The sequence below is a fragment of the Streptomyces sp. NPDC028928 genome (assembly GCF_055564915.1).
On record NZ_JBVHVI010000001.1, the window covers coordinates 960,909 to 975,513 of the forward strand.

Sequence of the window (14,605 nt, forward strand, 5' to 3'; positions counted from 1 at the left end):
TTGACCGTGCCCCGACCGTGTTCGACCCGTCGGCCGGCCGGCCCGGGGCCGACGCTCGCGGGAGGGCGGGACGCACTACGCTGGAACACGGCTGGTGCCACCTGTTCACTGTGAGTGTGCGCTTGGGAGCGGCGACGATGAGCCGGGTCTATCCGTTCGACGATGCGGCGACGGCCCGGGCCGTCATCGGCGATGACGGCACGCTGACGGAGTGGAACGAGGGCGCCCGCCGGCTGCTCGGCCACCCGGCCGACGCCGTCCTGGGCCGCCCCGCCGCCGAACTGCTGGCCGACACCGACCCACCGGCCCCACCCCGGGGCCCGCGCTGGGCGGGCACGGTCGGATTGCGCCACCAGGACGGCCGTACCCTCCCCGTGTGGCTGCTCGCCCACCGCCGCCCGCAACGCGACGAGCACCCGGGCGGCTGGCTCGTGGTCACCCCGCTCACCGACGCGCGGCCCCCGGCCGCGGACGGCCCCCTCGCCGAGGCGGGCCTGATGCAGTCGCCGTGCGCGGTCGCGGTGTACGACGACCGGCTGCGGCTGTGCCGGATGAACACGGCGATGGCCGGCGTCGTCGGGCTGCCGGCGGAACGGGTGCGGGGGCTCCGGCTCACGGAGATCAGCGGCAGCACGCAGAGCGAGGAGCTGGAGCGGGGCATGCTCCGGGTGCTGGCCTCGGGACAGCCGCTGGACGTGCAGACCTTCCTGCGCACCGGCGGGCAGGACCGGGCCCACGCCTGGCTCGCCCGCATGGCGCCGGTCCGGGACGAGACGGGCCGGGTGCGGGGCGTGTGCCTGGCCGCGCACGACGTCACCGACAACCACCGGGCCCGGCAGCGGCTGCAGCTGGTCAACGAGGCCAGCGTGCGCATCGGGAGCACGCTCGACGTCACCCGGACCGCGCAGGAGCTGGCCGATGTGTGCGTGCCCGCGCTCGCCGACTTCGTCACCATCGACCTGCTGGACCCGCAGGAGTACGGCGGCGAGCCCCCCGCCCGCATCACCGCGCCGGTACGGCTGCGCCGCACCGCCCACCAGTCCGTGCTGGACGGCGTCCCGGAGGCGGTGATCGAACCGGGCACGGCGGAGGAGTACCCGGCCTTCTCCCCGCAGGCCGACTCGCTGACCGCCGGCCGCACGATCACCACCTCGGTGGCCGCCGGCGACATGGACCACTGGCTGAACTGGCACCCGGAGCGCGGCGAGCGGGTACGGCGGTTCGGCATCCACTCCTCGATGTCGGTGCCCATCCAGGCGCGCGGGCTGACCCTCGGGGTCGCGGTGCTCACCCGGCACCGCCGCCCGGACTCCTTCACCGCGGACGACATGCTGCTGGCCGAGGAGATCACCGCACGGGCCGCCGTCTGCATCGACAACGCCCGCCGGTACTCGCGGGAGCGGGACACCGCGCTCGCGCTCCAGCGCAGCCTGCTGCCCCGGTACCTGCCGCGCACGGCCGCGCTGGACGTCTCCTCCCGCTATCTGCCGGCCGCCCGGGCCGGTGTGGGCGGGGACTGGTTCGACGTGATCCCGCTGTCCGGGATGCGGGTCGCGATGGTCGTCGGGGACGTCGTCGGGCACGGCATCCAGGCCTCGGCCACCATGGGCCGGCTGCGCACCGCCGTCCGTACCCTCGCCGACATCGACCTGGCCCCGGACGAGCTGCTCACCCACCTCGACGACCTGGTGGTCCGGCTGTCGGAGGAGTCCGGACCCGAGGTCAGCCCCGGCGAGGCCGGCAGCCCGGGCGAGGTCGGCGCGACCTGCCTGTACGCCGTCTACGACCCGGTGTCCCGGCGGTGCACCCTGGCCCGCGCCGGTCACCCGCCTCCCGTGGTGCTGCGGCCGGGCGGCACGCCGACCGCCCTGGACCTGCCGGCCGGCCCCCCGCTCGGCCTGGGCGGGCTGCCCTTCGAGTCCGCCGAGGTGGAACTGCCCGAGGGAACCGTCCTCGCGCTGTACACGGACGGGCTGATGTGGTCCCGGGACCGGGACCCGGAGGCCGGCCGGGAGCTGCTGCACGGGGCCCTCGGTGCGTACGCGGAATCCCTGGACGCCACCTGCGACCGCGTCCTGCACACACTGCTCCCGTCCGGCGGCGCACCCGACGACGTGGCGCTGCTCCTCGCCCGCACCCGGGGCCTGCCCGCCTCGCAGGTGGCGACCTGGGACATCCCCGCCGACCCGGCGCTGGTCGCGCCGATCCGCAAGCAGGTCGTGGAGCAGCTGGACGCCTGGTCGCTGAGCGAGGCGTCGTTCACGGCGGAGCTGGTGGTCAGCGAGCTGGTCACCAACGCCATCCGGTACGGCGCGCGCCCGATCCGGCTCCGGCTGATCCATGACGCGGCCACCCTGATCTGCGAGGTCTCCGACACCAGCCACACCGCCCCGCACCTGCGCCGGGCCAAGATCTTCGACGAGGGCGGCCGCGGACTGCTGCTGGTCGCCCAGCTCACCCAGCGCTGGGGCAGCCGGCACCATCCGGAGGGCAAGACGATCTGGGCGGAGCTGCCGCTGTTCGAGGAGGACCAGTAGACCCGGGGGCTGGGCGTCAGGAGGCCGTCAGCCAGGGCCGTACCTGCTTGCGGGCCTCGTGCAGGCGGGACTTGAAGGTGCCGAGCGGGATGCCGGCGCGTTCGGCGGCCTCGGCGTAGTCGAGCTGGCAGATGTCCCGGTAGACCAGTGGCGCGACCAGATGCGGATGCTCCCGCTCCAGGCGGTCCAGGGCCTCCAGCAGATCCACCCGGGAGCCGGCGATCACACTGGTGGTGCGCGGGTCGACGGCGTGCGCCGGCTCGATGGCCGCGGGCTGTTCGGCGGCCCGCCGCTTCAGCTCGCGGTACTTCTGCCGGCAGCAGTTGGCGACCACGGTGTACAGCCAGGTGCCGAAGCGGCTGCGGCCCTCGAAGCCGCAGATGTTCCGGGCCACTTGGAGCAGCACGTCCTGGGCGGCCTCCTCGGCGTCCTCCCGGCACGGCAGGAAGCGCGCGCAGCGGCGCACGACCTCGGGCCGGACCTCGGTCAGCAGCCGGTCCAGGGCCGCGCTGTCGCCGGCCGCGGCGCGTCGGGCGAACTCCTCCATCGGCGCCTGGTCCTGCACGGACGGCCCCCCTCCACGTCGATCTCAGGCCAGGCATGATAGTCGTATGCACCCCCTGGAGCGGATCGGCCGCCACCGCCTCGAACGGCCGCTGGGCAGCGGCGCCTTCGCCACGGTGTGGCTCGCCCACGACCCCGAACTCCAGGCCCCGGTGGCGGTGAAGGTCCTCGCCGAGAACTGGGCGCACCGGCTCGACATCCGGGAGCGCTTCCTGTCCGAGGCGCGGCTGCTGCGCCGGGCCGGCTCCAGCCGGGTGGTGCAGGTCTACGACATCGGGGAACTCCCGGACGGCAGGCCGTACTTCGTGATGGAGTACGCCGGCGGCGGGACCCTCGCCGATCTGCTGGCGGACGGTCCGCTGCCGGTGCGGGAGGCGCTCGCGCTGACCGCCGAGGCCGCGCGCGGAGCCGCCGCGCTGCACGAGGCGGGCATCGTGCACCGCGACATCAAGCCGACCAACGTGCTGCTGCACACCGCCCCGGACGGCACCCGGCGGGTGCTGCTGGCCGACCTGGGCCTGGCCAAGAGCCTCGCGCAGGCCTCGGTGCTGACCCTGGCGGCCGGTTCGGCGGGCTACCGGCCACCGGAGCAGGCCGAACCCGGCGCGGGCATCGACGAGCGGGCGGACGTCTACAGCCTGGGCGCGGTCGGCTACGAACTGCTCACGGGGACCGTGCCGGGACCGCCGGGTCAGGTGACACCGCCCCGGTGGCTGCGGCCGGAACTCGGCGAGGACGTGGAGCGGGCGCTGCTGCGCGCGCTGGAGCCGGAGCGGGCACGGCGCTGGCCGGGCGCCCTGGCCCTCGCGGACGAGCTGGACCGGCTGGCCGCAGCACCGTCAGCGCCGTCAGCATCATCCGCGCCGTCAGCATCATCCGCGCCGTCAGCTGCGTCAGCGGCCTCGGCGCGGCCCGTACGGCGCCTGGACAGGGTGCGGGGCCGGCTCGACACCGTGACCCTGGTGGTCGCCGCGGTCCTCGCCGCCACCGCCGCCGCGGTCACGGTGACCGTGGCGCTGCACCGGGACGGCCCCGCGGCCGGCGGGGTACGGGTCGCGGACGCCACCGGACGGGTGACCCTGCGGGTGCCGGACGCGTTCGGCCGCGAGCTGCGCGACTCCGGCTGGGACCCGGGGACGCTCGGGCTGGCGTCCGGGCACGAGCCGGGTCTCGTGGTGGCCGACGACCTGTCCCGCTGGTCCGACCCGAAGCCCACCGTCGACGGGGTGTTCGTGGGGGTCAGCGCGCGCGGTGACGTCACCGCCGAGGTGAAGTCCCTCGACCACTCCGGCTGCCGGTACACCGGCGCCCGCACCTTCACGGACGCCCACTGGCACGGGCTGGTCCGGTCCTGGAGCGGCTGCCCGGACGGCGGTTCGGTCACCGAGTCCGCGCTGGCCCCGGCGGGCGGCGCCGCGCACCCGCAGGTGTATGTGCAGGTGCGTCAACGGGACGGCGAGGACGCGACCGACGCCGTACTCCGTTCGCTGCGGGTGGCCTGACCGGCGCCTGCCGGGGGCCGGAACGGGGAAAGGAACCCGACAGAATCCGCCGCGTCCCGAACTTTTCCGGCGGTCCGTGCATCGGACGGAGAGGACGGCGCACCCGGCGCCGTAGGCACGCGTCCCCGTCGCGTGCCGTGACCCTCCAGGAGTGTGGAGACATGGTGTACAGCCCCCGGTCCGCGCGGCACGGTGCCCTGCTCGTGGGCACGGTCGCCGTGCTGGGCCTCCTGACCGCCTGCGGCGACGACTCCGGCGCGCACAGCGCCGCTCCGGCCACCGTCTCCGGTACGGCCGCACCCGCCCGGGACACCCCGACGGCCCCGCGGTCCGCCCCGGCCTCCTCCCCCGCCGGCACCAGTTCGTCGCCGGCGCCCAAGGGGACCGGCTCGCCCAGCGGCGCTGCGGCCTCGACCCCGCCGGCCTCGACCACACCGGCCGCGGCGAGCACCCGCTGCCACACCTCCGAGCTGCGCGCCTCCGTGGGCCGCAACGACCCGGGCGCCGGCCAGGAGAACTTCCCGGTGGTGCTCACCAACACCTCCGCCCGCAGCTGCACCGTGCGCGGCTATCCGGGCGCGGCCTTCGTCAACGGCTCGGGCACCCAGCTCGGTCCGGACCCGAAGCGGGAACCGGGCACCCCGGTGACCGTCACCCTCCGGCCCGGGCGGAGCGCCTGGGCGGGGCTGACCTTCTCCAACCCGGAGATCAGCGGCGCCAAGACGGCCAGGCCGGCAGCGCTGCTGGTCACCCCGCCGGACGAGCGGGACCCGTTGCGGGCGGCCTGGTCGGGCGGGCCGGTGCCGGTCGCCGGGAACTCCTCGGCCGTCCGGCTGACGGTGCTCAGCCCCGGCACGGGCCCCTGAGCCGGCGCCCCCTCCGAACGCGAACCCCGCTGCCACCACCCCCGAGGCAGCGGGGTTCGTCATGACGGCGCCACAACTGTCACAGGACGGCAACAGGCGCCGCCGGCCGCGATCTTTCCCCCGCCTCCCGTCATCGAACCCGGTCGACCGCACGACGCACAGGCCCCGCGAGGGCCGACGACCAGGGAATCGGGGAGAAGATGAGCGGGATCTCACGCAGGCGGGTGCTGACGGCCGGGGCGGCGGCGGGCGCCCTCGGGGCACTGGCCGCCTGCTCCTCCGGCACCGGCCTCAGGACCGGCGGGCCGGACTCGGCGGACGGCGAGGGCACCACGCAGGCCCGGCCGGTGAAGCCCATCGGCGACGGCTCCACCGCCGACACCGGTGCCCAGCCGCACCAGCCGAAGCCGGACCGGCTGAAGGAGGGCCAGGAGCCGCCGCAGTTCGTGGTGTTCTCGTGGGACGGCGCGGGCGAGGTGAGCAACAAGCTGTTCTCCCGGTTCCGCACGGTGGCCGCCGACCACGGCGCGAAGATGACGTTCTTCCTCAGCGGCATCTACACCCTGCCCGAGTCCAAGAAGCACCTCTACCGGCCCCCGCAGCACCCGGTCGGCGCCTCCGCGATCGGCTACCTCGCCGACCGGCACATCCACGCCACGCTCCAGCAGGTGCGCGCGGCCTGGCTGGAGGGCCACGAGATCGGCACCCACTTCAACGGGCACTTCTGCGGCGCGACCGGCGTGCGCAGGTGGTCCCCGGCCGAGTGGCGCAGCGAGATCGAGCAGGCCGTCGGCTTCGTGACGCGGTGGAAGACCAACACCGGCTTCACCGACCTCGACCCGCTCCCCTTCGACTACCGCAAGGAGCTGACCGGTGGCCGCACCCCCTGCCTGGAGGGCCAGGCCAACCTGCTGCCCACGGCCGCCGCGCTCGGCTGGAAGTACGACGCCAGCTCCCCCGGCGGGCTCCAGATCTGGCCGGGCAAGGTGCAGGGCGGGAAGCTCTGGGACTTCCCGCTGCAGTCCATACCGTTCGCCGGGCACTCCTTCCAAGTGCTCTCGATGGACTACAACATGATGTTCAACCAGTCCGGCGGCAATCCGCTCGGCGACCGCGCGCAGTACGGCACCTGGCGCGCCCAGGCCCGCGACACCTACCTGGCCGGTTTCCGGCGGGCCTACGAGACCAACCGCGCCCCCCTCTTCATCGGCAACCACTTCGAACGCTGGAACGGCGGCATCTACATGGACGCCGTCGAGGAGGCCATCGGGAAGATGGCCTCCTACGACGACGTGCGCTTCGTGTCTTTCAAACAGCTCGTGGCCTGGCTGGAGGCGCAGGACCCGGCGGTGCTGCGCAGACTGCGCACGCTGCCGCCCGGACAGGCCCCGGCGGGCGGCTGGGCGGAGTTCCTCGGTGCGCCGGGCAGCCCGTCGTCGTAACGCGTTCACGGTCGTCTGTTTTCATGGGCGGGCACCGTGTGACCGACTCCGGAAGGACCCGCCCTGAACACCCCGCTCGCCGAGGCGCTGTCCGCCGTTCTGCTGGTCGCCGTGCTGGCCTGGGCCGTCGTACGGCCCTTCGGGTGGCCGGAGGCGGTGATGGCCGTGCCCGCCGCCGGGATCGCGGTCGCGACCGGCGCGATCCCGCTCGAGCACGCCCGGGCCGAAGCCGAACGGCTCGGCCCGGTGGTCGGGTTCCTGGCGGCGGTGCTGGTGCTCGCCCACTTCTGCGATGTCGAGGGGCTGTTCCGGGCGTGCGGGGCGTGGACGGCCCGGTGGGCGGCGGGCCGGCCGGTGCGGCTGCTGACGGCGGTCTTCGCGCTGGCCTCGGCCATCACCGCCGTGCTCAGCCTGGACGCCACGATCGTGCTGCTCACCCCGGTGGTCTTCGCGACGGCCGCGCGGACGGGCGTACGGCCCAAGCCGCACGTGTACGCCTGCACGCACCTGTCGAACACGGCGTCGCTGCTGCTGCCGGTGTCCAACCTGACGAACCTGCTGGCGTTCGCGGCGAGCGGGCTGAGCTTCACCCGGTTCGCGGCGCTGATGGCGCTGCCGTGGCTGGCCGCGATCGGCGTCGAGTACCTGGTGTTCCGGCGGTTCTTCGCCCGGGACCTCACGGCGGCGGCCCCGGCGGGCCGGGACACCGCAGAGGTGCCCCCGCTGCCACTGTTCGCGCTGGTGACCGTCGGCTGCACGCTGGCCGGGTTCGTGGTGGCGTCGGCGTTCGGCGTGGACCCCGCCTGGGTGGCCGCGGCCGGCGCGCTGGTGCTGGCCGGGCGGGCGCTGGTGCGCCGGCAGGCGGGCCCGCTGACCGTGGTCCGGGCGGCGGCCCCGGGCTTCCTCGCGTTCGTCCTGGCGCTGGGCGTCGTGGTGCGGGCGGTGGTCGACAACGGGCTCGCGGACGTGCTCGGGCATGTGGTGCCGGACGGCACCGGGCTGCCCGCGCTGCTCGGCGTCGCCGCGCTGGCCGCGCTGCTCGCCAACCTCATCAACAACCTGCCCGCGGTGCTGGTGCTGCTGCCGCTGGCGGCGCCCGCCGGGCCGGGCGCGGTCCTCGCCGTGCTGCTGGGCGTGAACATCGGCCCGAACCTCACCTACGCCGGGTCGCTGGCCACGCTGCTGTGGCGGCGGATCGTGCACCAGCACGAGCACGACGTGGACCTCGGGGAGTTCACCCGGCTCGGTCTGCTCGCCGTGCCGTCCTCCCTCGCGGTCGCGGTGGTGGCACTGTGGGGGTCGCTCAGGATTCTGTGACGTGGGAGGCCTGGAAGATGCGGGTGATCGCCTGGCTCGTGGAGGGCACCTGGCCCGCCTGCGTGGACGCGGTGCGCGCCCACGCCCCGGACGACGCCGAGGTGGTGCTGCTCCATGTGAGCGGACCGGACGTGCCCGGCGTGGCCCACGGGGCCTTCGCCGGGCTGCTCGGGCGGGGCCACCCGTCGGGGCACCTCCCGGCCGAAGGCTGGGGGAGGGATCCGGGTGACCGGCTGGAGGCGCTCGGCGGTACGTCCGCGGCCTCGCTCCTCGACGCGGCCGCCGAACGGCTGGGCCGGCCGTGTGCGCGCGAGGAGCGGTCGGGCCGGGTCGAGCGGGAGGTGGTGGCCGCCGCCGAGGGGGCCGGGCTGCTGGTGCTGGCCCGGGACGGGGACCGGTCCCGGCTCGGACCGAAGAGTCTCGGCCCGGCCGTCCGGTTCGCCGTCGACCACGCGCCCTGCCCGGTACTGCTGGTGTGGCCGGAACCGGCCCCGGACCTGGGGACGATCCCGCCCCCGCCGCCGCACCACCCCTGACTCAGCGGCGATGCCGTCCGCCGCTTCCGCCCCAGCCGCCGCCACCCCAGCCGCAGTACTCCGGGTGCGCCGTGCACGGGTCGGCGGTGGCGGTCGGCGAGGGCACCGGACGGGACGCGGACGCGGTCGCGCTCGGGGTGGGCGTCGGCTCGGCCGTCCTGGACGGTGTGGCCGTGGCCGGCGGGGTCGTGGGCGGGGCGGTCATGGGGACCGGGGTGCTGTCGCCGTCCCAGTTGACGTTCTCCATCCGCAGGTCCGGCTGGGCGGTGTCGACGGACCAGCGCTGGGCGGTGCCCGGGGCGCGGGTCTTGAGCACGAGGGCGCCGGAGCCGTCGGTGGCGGCCGGGGTGAGGGCCAGCCCCTGGTCCGAGTGCGGCACCAGGGCGCCCTGGAGGGTGAAGTCGTAGCGGATGTCGCGGGCGGCCCGGCCGGTGGCCGTACAGGAGGCGAGGCGCACGGAGTAGCCGAGGCCGGAGTCCAGGCACAGGTCGGGAGCGGCGGCGTTGCGCAGCAGTCCGTCGGTCTCGTACGTCCACTGCTGGGTCGGGGCGGCGGAGCAGTCGACGAGTTCCGTGTCGGCCCCCTCGACGGCCTTCTCGCCGGCCACACCGACGCACAGGCCGGAGGCGAGGTTGCGCAGCCTGCCGTGCAGGGCGCCCTGGCCCGGCGTGTTCCGCCCGGCCCAGGAGGGCCCCGGGGAGGCCGCGTCCCCGCCCGGCGTGCGGGAGGGGGTGCCGGAGGGGCCGGGCTCCGGGCTGTCGCCGGACCCCAGCGCCGACCACAGCGCGAGCGGCAGTACGACGAGACCACTGACGGTGACGACGGCCAGCGCGAGGTTCCGCCGCCGGGCACGACGGGCGGCGCGGTACGCGGAGCGGGGGGAGGCGGGCGCGGGGGCGGTGCCCGGACCGGCTGGGGTGCCCGGAGCGGCTTCGGCTGGAGTGCTGTCGGCGACGACGGGGGCGGCGGCCGTTCGGCGCCGGACGGCCGCACGGCGGCGGGGCGTGGCTGAGGCCGGCGCCGGCGCGACGGCTCGGACCGGGTCGGCGGGGTCGGCGGGCGCGAAGGGCTCCCCTGCCGGTGACGCGGAGGATTCTCCCGCCACCGGTGCGAAGCGTTCCCCGGCCACCGGCGCGAAGGACTCACCGGCCAAGGGCGCGAAGGGCTCGCCCGTCACCGGTGCGAAGGGCTCCCCGGCCAGGGGCGCGAAGGTGTCTCCGCCCTGGGCTGCGAAGGCGTCCTCGCCCTCGGGAGCGGCGGCGTCCCCGCCCCCCGCCGCGACGGCGGCGGCAGCCGGGACCGGTGCGGCGGGCTCCTCGGCGCGGGCCGCCCGGGACTCCACGTAGGCGCGGGCGCCCCAGCCGAGGATCGCCTCGGCGAGTGCGAGGCCCAGACCGTGGTTGAAGCAGGTGAGCTGGCCGGCGGTGCGGCCGCAGTGACCGCAGCCGGCCAGGTGCTCGCGCAGGTCCGGGTCGATGTCGGTGCCGCCGCGCCGGAACGTCACGTCGAGCATGCGCAGATAGCGCCGGCACTCGGCGTCGGGGGCGAGTTCGCGGTGCGCCTGGAGGCATTCCTCCCGCAGCCGCTCGCGGGCCCGGCGGAGTTCCACGCGGACGTCCTCCTCGTCCAGACCGAGCAGCGCGGCGGGCACGGCCAGGGGTTCGGCCTCGACCTCGCTGTGCCACAGCACGGCGCGGGAGATCTCGGGGATCCGCTGGAACGCGCGGGACAGCAGCCGCCGGTCGGGCGGCGGCAGCAGCCGGGCCGCGGCGCGCTCGCCGGTTCCGTCGCCGGGGCGCAGGTCGGGGTGGAGGAGTTCCTGCCGGCCGTCGGTGTCCCACTCGGCCGCGATGCGGCGGACGGCGACCAGCACCTGGGGCCGCCAGGCGGCGGTCGGGCCGGCCTGCCGGAGGGACGCGCCGAAGAGCCGGGTGAAGGCGGCCGTGGTGAGCATGCCGGCGGCGCGCGGCCCGTCGGTGCACAGCCGGGCGTAGGCGAAGGCGGCCGCCCAGTGCCGGTCGAGGAGTTCGCCGACGGGATGCAGCGCGGGTGACGCTCCCGTCCACTTCTTCAGCTCGGCACTCAGCTGTTCGTCCGACGGGCCTGCCTCGGTCACGGCCGAATTCCTCCAGACGCACTACGGGGAATTAGTCCATACCAATTGATATGGCGAGGTCATGACGCAGCTCGAACGTCCACCTGAGGCGGCACTTTTGCACAGCCGAACACATCCGAACAAGTGATCTCCCGATTCTCGGGATTCACCGCACTCGTTTATTCATTGACATTTCGTCAACGGCGGCCCGCGCGGCACCCATTTCGTGCCGCACGGACCGCCTGGGCAGAGAGATCAGTGGCCGCTGATCGCGCGCGGGGTGTACGGCTGCTGGAGTTCCTCCAGTTCCTTCTCGCTCAGCTCCAGTTCCACCGCGGCCACCGCGTCCTCGATGTGGTGCGGCTTGGCGGCGCCGACGATGGGGGCCGCCACGGTGTCCTGGTGGAGCAGCCAGGCGAGGGCCACCTGGGCGCGGGACACACCGCGGTCGTCCGCGATCCGGGTGACGGCCTCGACGATCGCGCGGTCGCTCTCCAGGTACAGCCGGCCGCCGAAGTCGTCGTTGGCGCTGCGCTCGGTGACCGTGCCCCAGTCGCGGGTGAGCCGGCCGCGCGCGAGCGGGCTCCAGGGCAGCACCCCGACGCCCTGGTCCGCGCAGAGGGGCAGCATCTCCCGCTCCTCCTCGCGGTAGAGCAGGTTGTAGTGGTTCTGCATGGACACGAACTTGGTCCAGCCGTGCCGCTCGGCGGTGTACTGCGCCTTGGAGAACTCCCACGCGTACATCGAACTCGCCCCGATGTAGCGCACCTTGCCCGCCTTGACCAGGTCGTGCAGCGCCTCCATCGTCTCCTCGACGGGAGTCGCGTGGTCGTAGCGGTGGATCTGGTAGAGGTCGACGTAGTCGGTGCCGAGCCGGCGCAGGCTGTGGTCGATCTCGCTCATGATGGCCTTGCGGGACAGCCCCGCCCCGTTGGGGCCCGGCCGCATCCGGCCGTTCACCTTGGTGGCCAGCACGATCTCGTCGCGGTGGGCGAAGTCCCGCAGGGCCTTGCCGACGATCTCCTCGCTGGTGCCGTCGGAGTAGACGTTGGCGGTGTCGAAGAAGTTGATGCCCGCCTCCAGCGCCTGCCGGATCAGCGGGCGGGACGCCTCCTCGTCGAGGGTCCACTCGTGGACGCCGCGGTCGGGCAGGCCGTACGTCATGCAGCCCAGACAGATCCGCGAGACGTCCAGGCCCGTCGAACCGAGCTTCACGTACTGCATCGTTGCTGCTCCTGCCTTCGGGACGATGGTCACGGCAGAGCCTACGACGGCGGCCCGGGGCCGACTTGACGCCGCCGGTGTGCGGAGGATTTGATCCTGACACGTGCCGCGCCGCCCGGCGTGGGCAGGACGGAGCGGACGTGTCCCCCTCGGGTGTGCACCGCGCCACGGGAGCGCGCACGGCCCTGGGCGCCCTGGCGGCGACGCTGGTGGTCGCGGTGACGGCCCTGGCCGGCTGCGCCCCCGGCGAACGGGACGAGGACGGCACGGCCCGGTCCGCCACGCTGCGGCTGCCGCCGCGGCACGCCGGGTTCGACTACCAGATCGGCGGCGCCTATCCCCCGCCCGCGGGGGTGCGGATCGTCAGCCGCGACCGGTCCGACTCCCCCGCGCCGGGCCTGTACAACATCTGCTACGTCAACGCGTTCCAGGCGCAGCCCGCCGAGCGCTCCTCCTGGCCGGCCGACCTGCTGCTGCGCGACGCGCGGGGCGAGATCGTCATCGACAGGGACTGGGACGAGCCGCTGCTGGACATCGGCACCCCGGCCAAGCGGACGCGCGTGGCGCAGCGCGTCAGCCGGTGGATCGACGGCTGCGCGGACAAGGGCTACGACGCCGTCGAGCCCGACAACTACGACAGCTACACCCGCTCCCACGGGCTGCTCACCGCGTCCGACGCCACCGCCTTCATGGCCCTGCTCTCCCGGCACGCGCACGCCCGGCACCTGGCCGTCGGGCAGAAGAACACCGCGGAGCTGGCCGGGCGGCGCGAGCGGGCCGGGCTGGACTTCGCGGTCACGGAGGAGTGCGGGCAGTACGACGAGTGCGAGGTGTACGCGGAGGCCTTCGACGACCGGGTGGTGGACATCGAGTACACCGACGGCGGGCTGCGCGCGGCCCGCGCCCGCTGGGGCGACCGGCTGAGCATCGTCCGCCGCGACCGGGATGTGTCCACCCCGGGCGCCGCCACGTACGTCCGCAAGGTGCGCTGAAGGGCGCCCGGGCGGTACGGCGGCCCGTGGTCGCCGTACCGCCGGACGGCCCGTCAGCCCGTGCTGTCCCGCACGGTGATCGCGCTCACCGGGCAGGCGCGGGCCGCCTCCCGGACGTTCGCGTCGCCCGCGCCGTCCTCGCGGCCGGGCAGGAGGGTGCTGTAGCCGTCGTCGTCCTGGGTGAAGACGCCCGGCGCGGCCAGCGCGCACTGCCCGGCGCCGATACAGACGTCCTTGTCGATGTCGATATGCATGAGCAGAGCCTCTTACCAGGTCACCGGGAGTTCCAGCATTCCCTGGATCGTGTCGCCGGGTTTGAAGGGAATCTCCTCCGCCGGGACGGCCGGCCGTAGTCCGGGCAGCCGTGTGAACAGGCTGCCGAGGGCGATCTCCAGTTCCGCGCGGGCCAGGTTCTGGCCCAGGCACTGGTGGATGCCGAATCCGAACGCGATGTGGTGGCGGTCGGGGCGGTGGAAGTCCAGGGCGTCGGGGTCGTCGTACACGGAAGGGTCGCGGTTGATCACCGACGTGGAGAAGAGCACGCCGTCGCCGGCCCGGATCGTGGTGCCGGCGATCTCGATGTCCTCCAGCGCCACCCGCTGCAGCCCCTCCGCGATGGACAGCATCCGCATCAGCTCCTCCACGACGGCGGGCAGCAGCGCGGGGTCGGCGCGCAGCTCGGCCAGCCGGTCCGGGTGCTGGAGCAGGGTGTAGGTGCCGAGGGAGATCATGTTGGCGGTGGTCTCGTGGCCGGCGACCAGCAGGATGATGGCGAGCGACACGGTGTCGGCGCGGTCCAGTTCGCCCGTGCGGAGCCGCTGGTGGACCAGCTCGTCGAGGATGCCGTCGCCGGGCTCGGCCTCCTTGGCCTTGGCGTCGATCAGTCCGCCGAGGTACTCCTCCAGCCGGTCGCGGGCGGCCACGGTGTCGGCGCCGGTCGGGCCGCGCAGCAGCCTGCGGGACTGTTCCTCGAAGAACTCGTGGTCGGCGTACGGCACTCCGAGCAGGCCGCAGATCACCATGGAGGGCACGGGCAGCGCGAAGGCCGAGACCAGCTCGGCGGGCGGTCCCTGCGCGATCATCGTGTCGAGCAGTCCGTCCACGATCCGCTGGATCCAGGGGCGCAGTGCCGCCGCCCGCTTGACGGTGAACGACGGGATCAGCATCCGCCGCTGTCGGTGGTGCTCGGGGTCGTCCAGGCCGAGCAGGGCCACCCTGCGGTTGCGGCCCGCCTCGAACCGGGGGGTGGGCACGGGGAAGCCGGGGCGGCGGCGCTCGGTGGACAGCCGGGGGTCGGCGAGCAGGGCGCGGGCGGTGGCGTGGGCGGTGACCGCCCAGACCTCACGGCCGTCGTAGAGGGTGACGCGGGACAGGGGGCGCCCGTCGCGCAGCGGGTCGTAGCCGGTGGGCGGGTGGTAGGGGCAGGTGCGGTCCTGGGGGAAGGCGACGGGTTCGGCCGGGGCAGCCGGGCCGCTGGTGTCCGTCAGTTCCGTCATGGAAAGACCTCGCAGACGAAAGAAGTGCGTCGTG

The 14,605-nt window shown here is 74.5% G+C and carries 12 protein-coding genes; 7 read left to right on the forward strand and 5 right to left on the reverse strand.

The window, feature by feature from the left end; genetic code table 11:
* Positions 1–137 precede the first annotated feature (137 nt).
* A complete protein-coding gene (locus tag ACZ4U1_RS04145; RefSeq protein WP_467899317.1) occupies positions 138–2,537 on the forward strand; it encodes a SpoIIE family protein phosphatase in 2,400 nt (799 codons plus the stop codon).
* A 16-nt stretch (positions 2,538–2,553) separates the two neighbouring features.
* On the opposite strand, the gene ACZ4U1_RS04150 is transcribed toward ACZ4U1_RS04145, so the two are convergent.
* Complete coding sequence (locus ACZ4U1_RS04150) at positions 2,554–3,102, reverse strand: RNA polymerase sigma factor (RefSeq protein ID WP_467899319.1); 549 nt, start codon at positions 3,100–3,102, stop codon at positions 2,554–2,556.
* A 46-nt stretch (positions 3,103–3,148) separates the two neighbouring features.
* Here ACZ4U1_RS04150 and ACZ4U1_RS04155 point away from each other — a divergent pair, with 46 nt between their 5' ends.
* The 5 genes from ACZ4U1_RS04155 to ACZ4U1_RS04175 all read left to right on the forward strand — a co-directional run bounded on the left by ACZ4U1_RS04155 (position 3,149) and on the right by ACZ4U1_RS04175 (position 8,764).
* Positions 3,149–4,603, forward strand: coding sequence for a serine/threonine-protein kinase (locus ACZ4U1_RS04155; protein ID WP_467899321.1), 1,455 nt, complete (start codon positions 3,149–3,151; stop codon positions 4,601–4,603).
* Between the two features lie 161 nt (positions 4,604–4,764).
* Entirely contained in the window at positions 4,765–5,469 is a 705-nt protein-coding gene (locus tag ACZ4U1_RS04160; RefSeq protein WP_467899323.1) for a DUF4232 domain-containing protein, read from the forward strand.
* 200 nt (positions 5,470–5,669) lie between these two features.
* The gene (locus ACZ4U1_RS04165) at positions 5,670–6,911 is read left to right on the forward strand and encodes a polysaccharide deacetylase family protein (RefSeq protein ID WP_467899325.1); all 1,242 of its coding nucleotides are present in this window, start codon (positions 5,670–5,672) and stop codon (positions 6,909–6,911) included.
* 111 nt (positions 6,912–7,022) lie between these two features.
* Positions 7,023–8,228, forward strand: coding sequence for an SLC13 family permease (locus ACZ4U1_RS04170; protein ID WP_467899327.1), 1,206 nt, complete (start codon positions 7,023–7,025; stop codon positions 8,226–8,228).
* 17 nt (positions 8,229–8,245) lie between these two features.
* The gene (locus ACZ4U1_RS04175; RefSeq protein ID WP_467900084.1) at positions 8,246–8,764 is read left to right on the forward strand and encodes a universal stress protein; all 519 of its coding nucleotides are present in this window, start codon (positions 8,246–8,248) and stop codon (positions 8,762–8,764) included.
* A 1-nt stretch (position 8,765) separates the two neighbouring features.
* On the opposite strand, the gene ACZ4U1_RS04180 is transcribed toward ACZ4U1_RS04175, so the two are convergent.
* The gene (locus tag ACZ4U1_RS04180; RefSeq protein WP_467899330.1) at positions 8,766–10,880 is read right to left on the reverse strand and encodes an RICIN domain-containing protein; all 2,115 of its coding nucleotides are present in this window, start codon (positions 10,878–10,880) and stop codon (positions 8,766–8,768) included.
* Positions 10,881–11,114: 234 nt separating this feature from the next.
* Positions 11,115–12,083 (reverse strand): aldo/keto reductase, encoded by a 969-nt coding sequence (locus ACZ4U1_RS04185; RefSeq protein WP_467899332.1) that lies wholly within the window; start codon positions 12,081–12,083, stop codon positions 11,115–11,117.
* Positions 12,084–12,223: 140 nt separating this feature from the next.
* Between ACZ4U1_RS04185 and ACZ4U1_RS04190 the strand changes: the two genes are divergently transcribed.
* Entirely contained in the window at positions 12,224–13,075 is an 852-nt protein-coding gene (locus tag ACZ4U1_RS04190; protein ID WP_467899335.1) for an endo alpha-1,4 polygalactosaminidase, read from the forward strand.
* Between the two features lie 53 nt (positions 13,076–13,128).
* Here the strand turns inward: ACZ4U1_RS04190 and ACZ4U1_RS04195 are convergent, their stop codons facing one another.
* Both ACZ4U1_RS04195 and ACZ4U1_RS04200 read right to left on the reverse strand, forming a co-directional pair.
* A complete protein-coding gene (locus ACZ4U1_RS04195) occupies positions 13,129–13,329 on the reverse strand; it encodes a ferredoxin (RefSeq protein WP_189299357.1) in 201 nt (66 codons plus the stop codon).
* Positions 13,330–13,341: 12 nt separating this feature from the next.
* Positions 13,342–14,571 (reverse strand): cytochrome P450, encoded by a 1,230-nt coding sequence (locus ACZ4U1_RS04200; protein ID WP_467899336.1) that lies wholly within the window; start codon positions 14,569–14,571, stop codon positions 13,342–13,344.
* Between the last annotated feature and the right edge of the window lie 34 nt (positions 14,572–14,605).

What these genes read in the sequence shown, in the direction of transcription:
- ACZ4U1_RS04145 (WP_467899317.1), top strand. Translation starts at nt 138, where the DNA reads ATGAGCCGGGTCTATCCGTTCGACGATGCGGCGACGGCCCGGGCCGTC.
- ACZ4U1_RS04155 (WP_467899321.1), top strand. Translation starts at nt 3,149, where the DNA reads ATGCACCCCCTGGAGCGGATCGGCCGCCACCGCCTCGAACGGCCGCTG.
- ACZ4U1_RS04160 (WP_467899323.1), top strand. Translation starts at nt 4,765, where the DNA reads ATGGTGTACAGCCCCCGGTCCGCGCGGCACGGTGCCCTGCTCGTGGGC.
- ACZ4U1_RS04165 (WP_467899325.1), top strand. Translation starts at nt 5,670, where the DNA reads ATGAGCGGGATCTCACGCAGGCGGGTGCTGACGGCCGGGGCGGCGGCG.
- ACZ4U1_RS04175 (WP_467900084.1), top strand. Translation starts at nt 8,246, where the DNA reads ATGCGGGTGATCGCCTGGCTCGTGGAGGGCACCTGGCCCGCCTGCGTG.
- ACZ4U1_RS04185 (WP_467899332.1), bottom strand. Translation starts at nt 12,083, where the DNA reads ATGCAGTACGTGAAGCTCGGTTCGACGGGCCTGGACGTCTCGCGGATC.
- ACZ4U1_RS04195 (WP_189299357.1), bottom strand. Translation starts at nt 13,329, where the DNA reads ATGCATATCGACATCGACAAGGACGTCTGTATCGGCGCCGGGCAGTGC.
- ACZ4U1_RS04200 (WP_467899336.1), bottom strand. Translation starts at nt 14,571, where the DNA reads ATGACGGAACTGACGGACACCAGCGGCCCGGCTGCCCCGGCCGAACCC.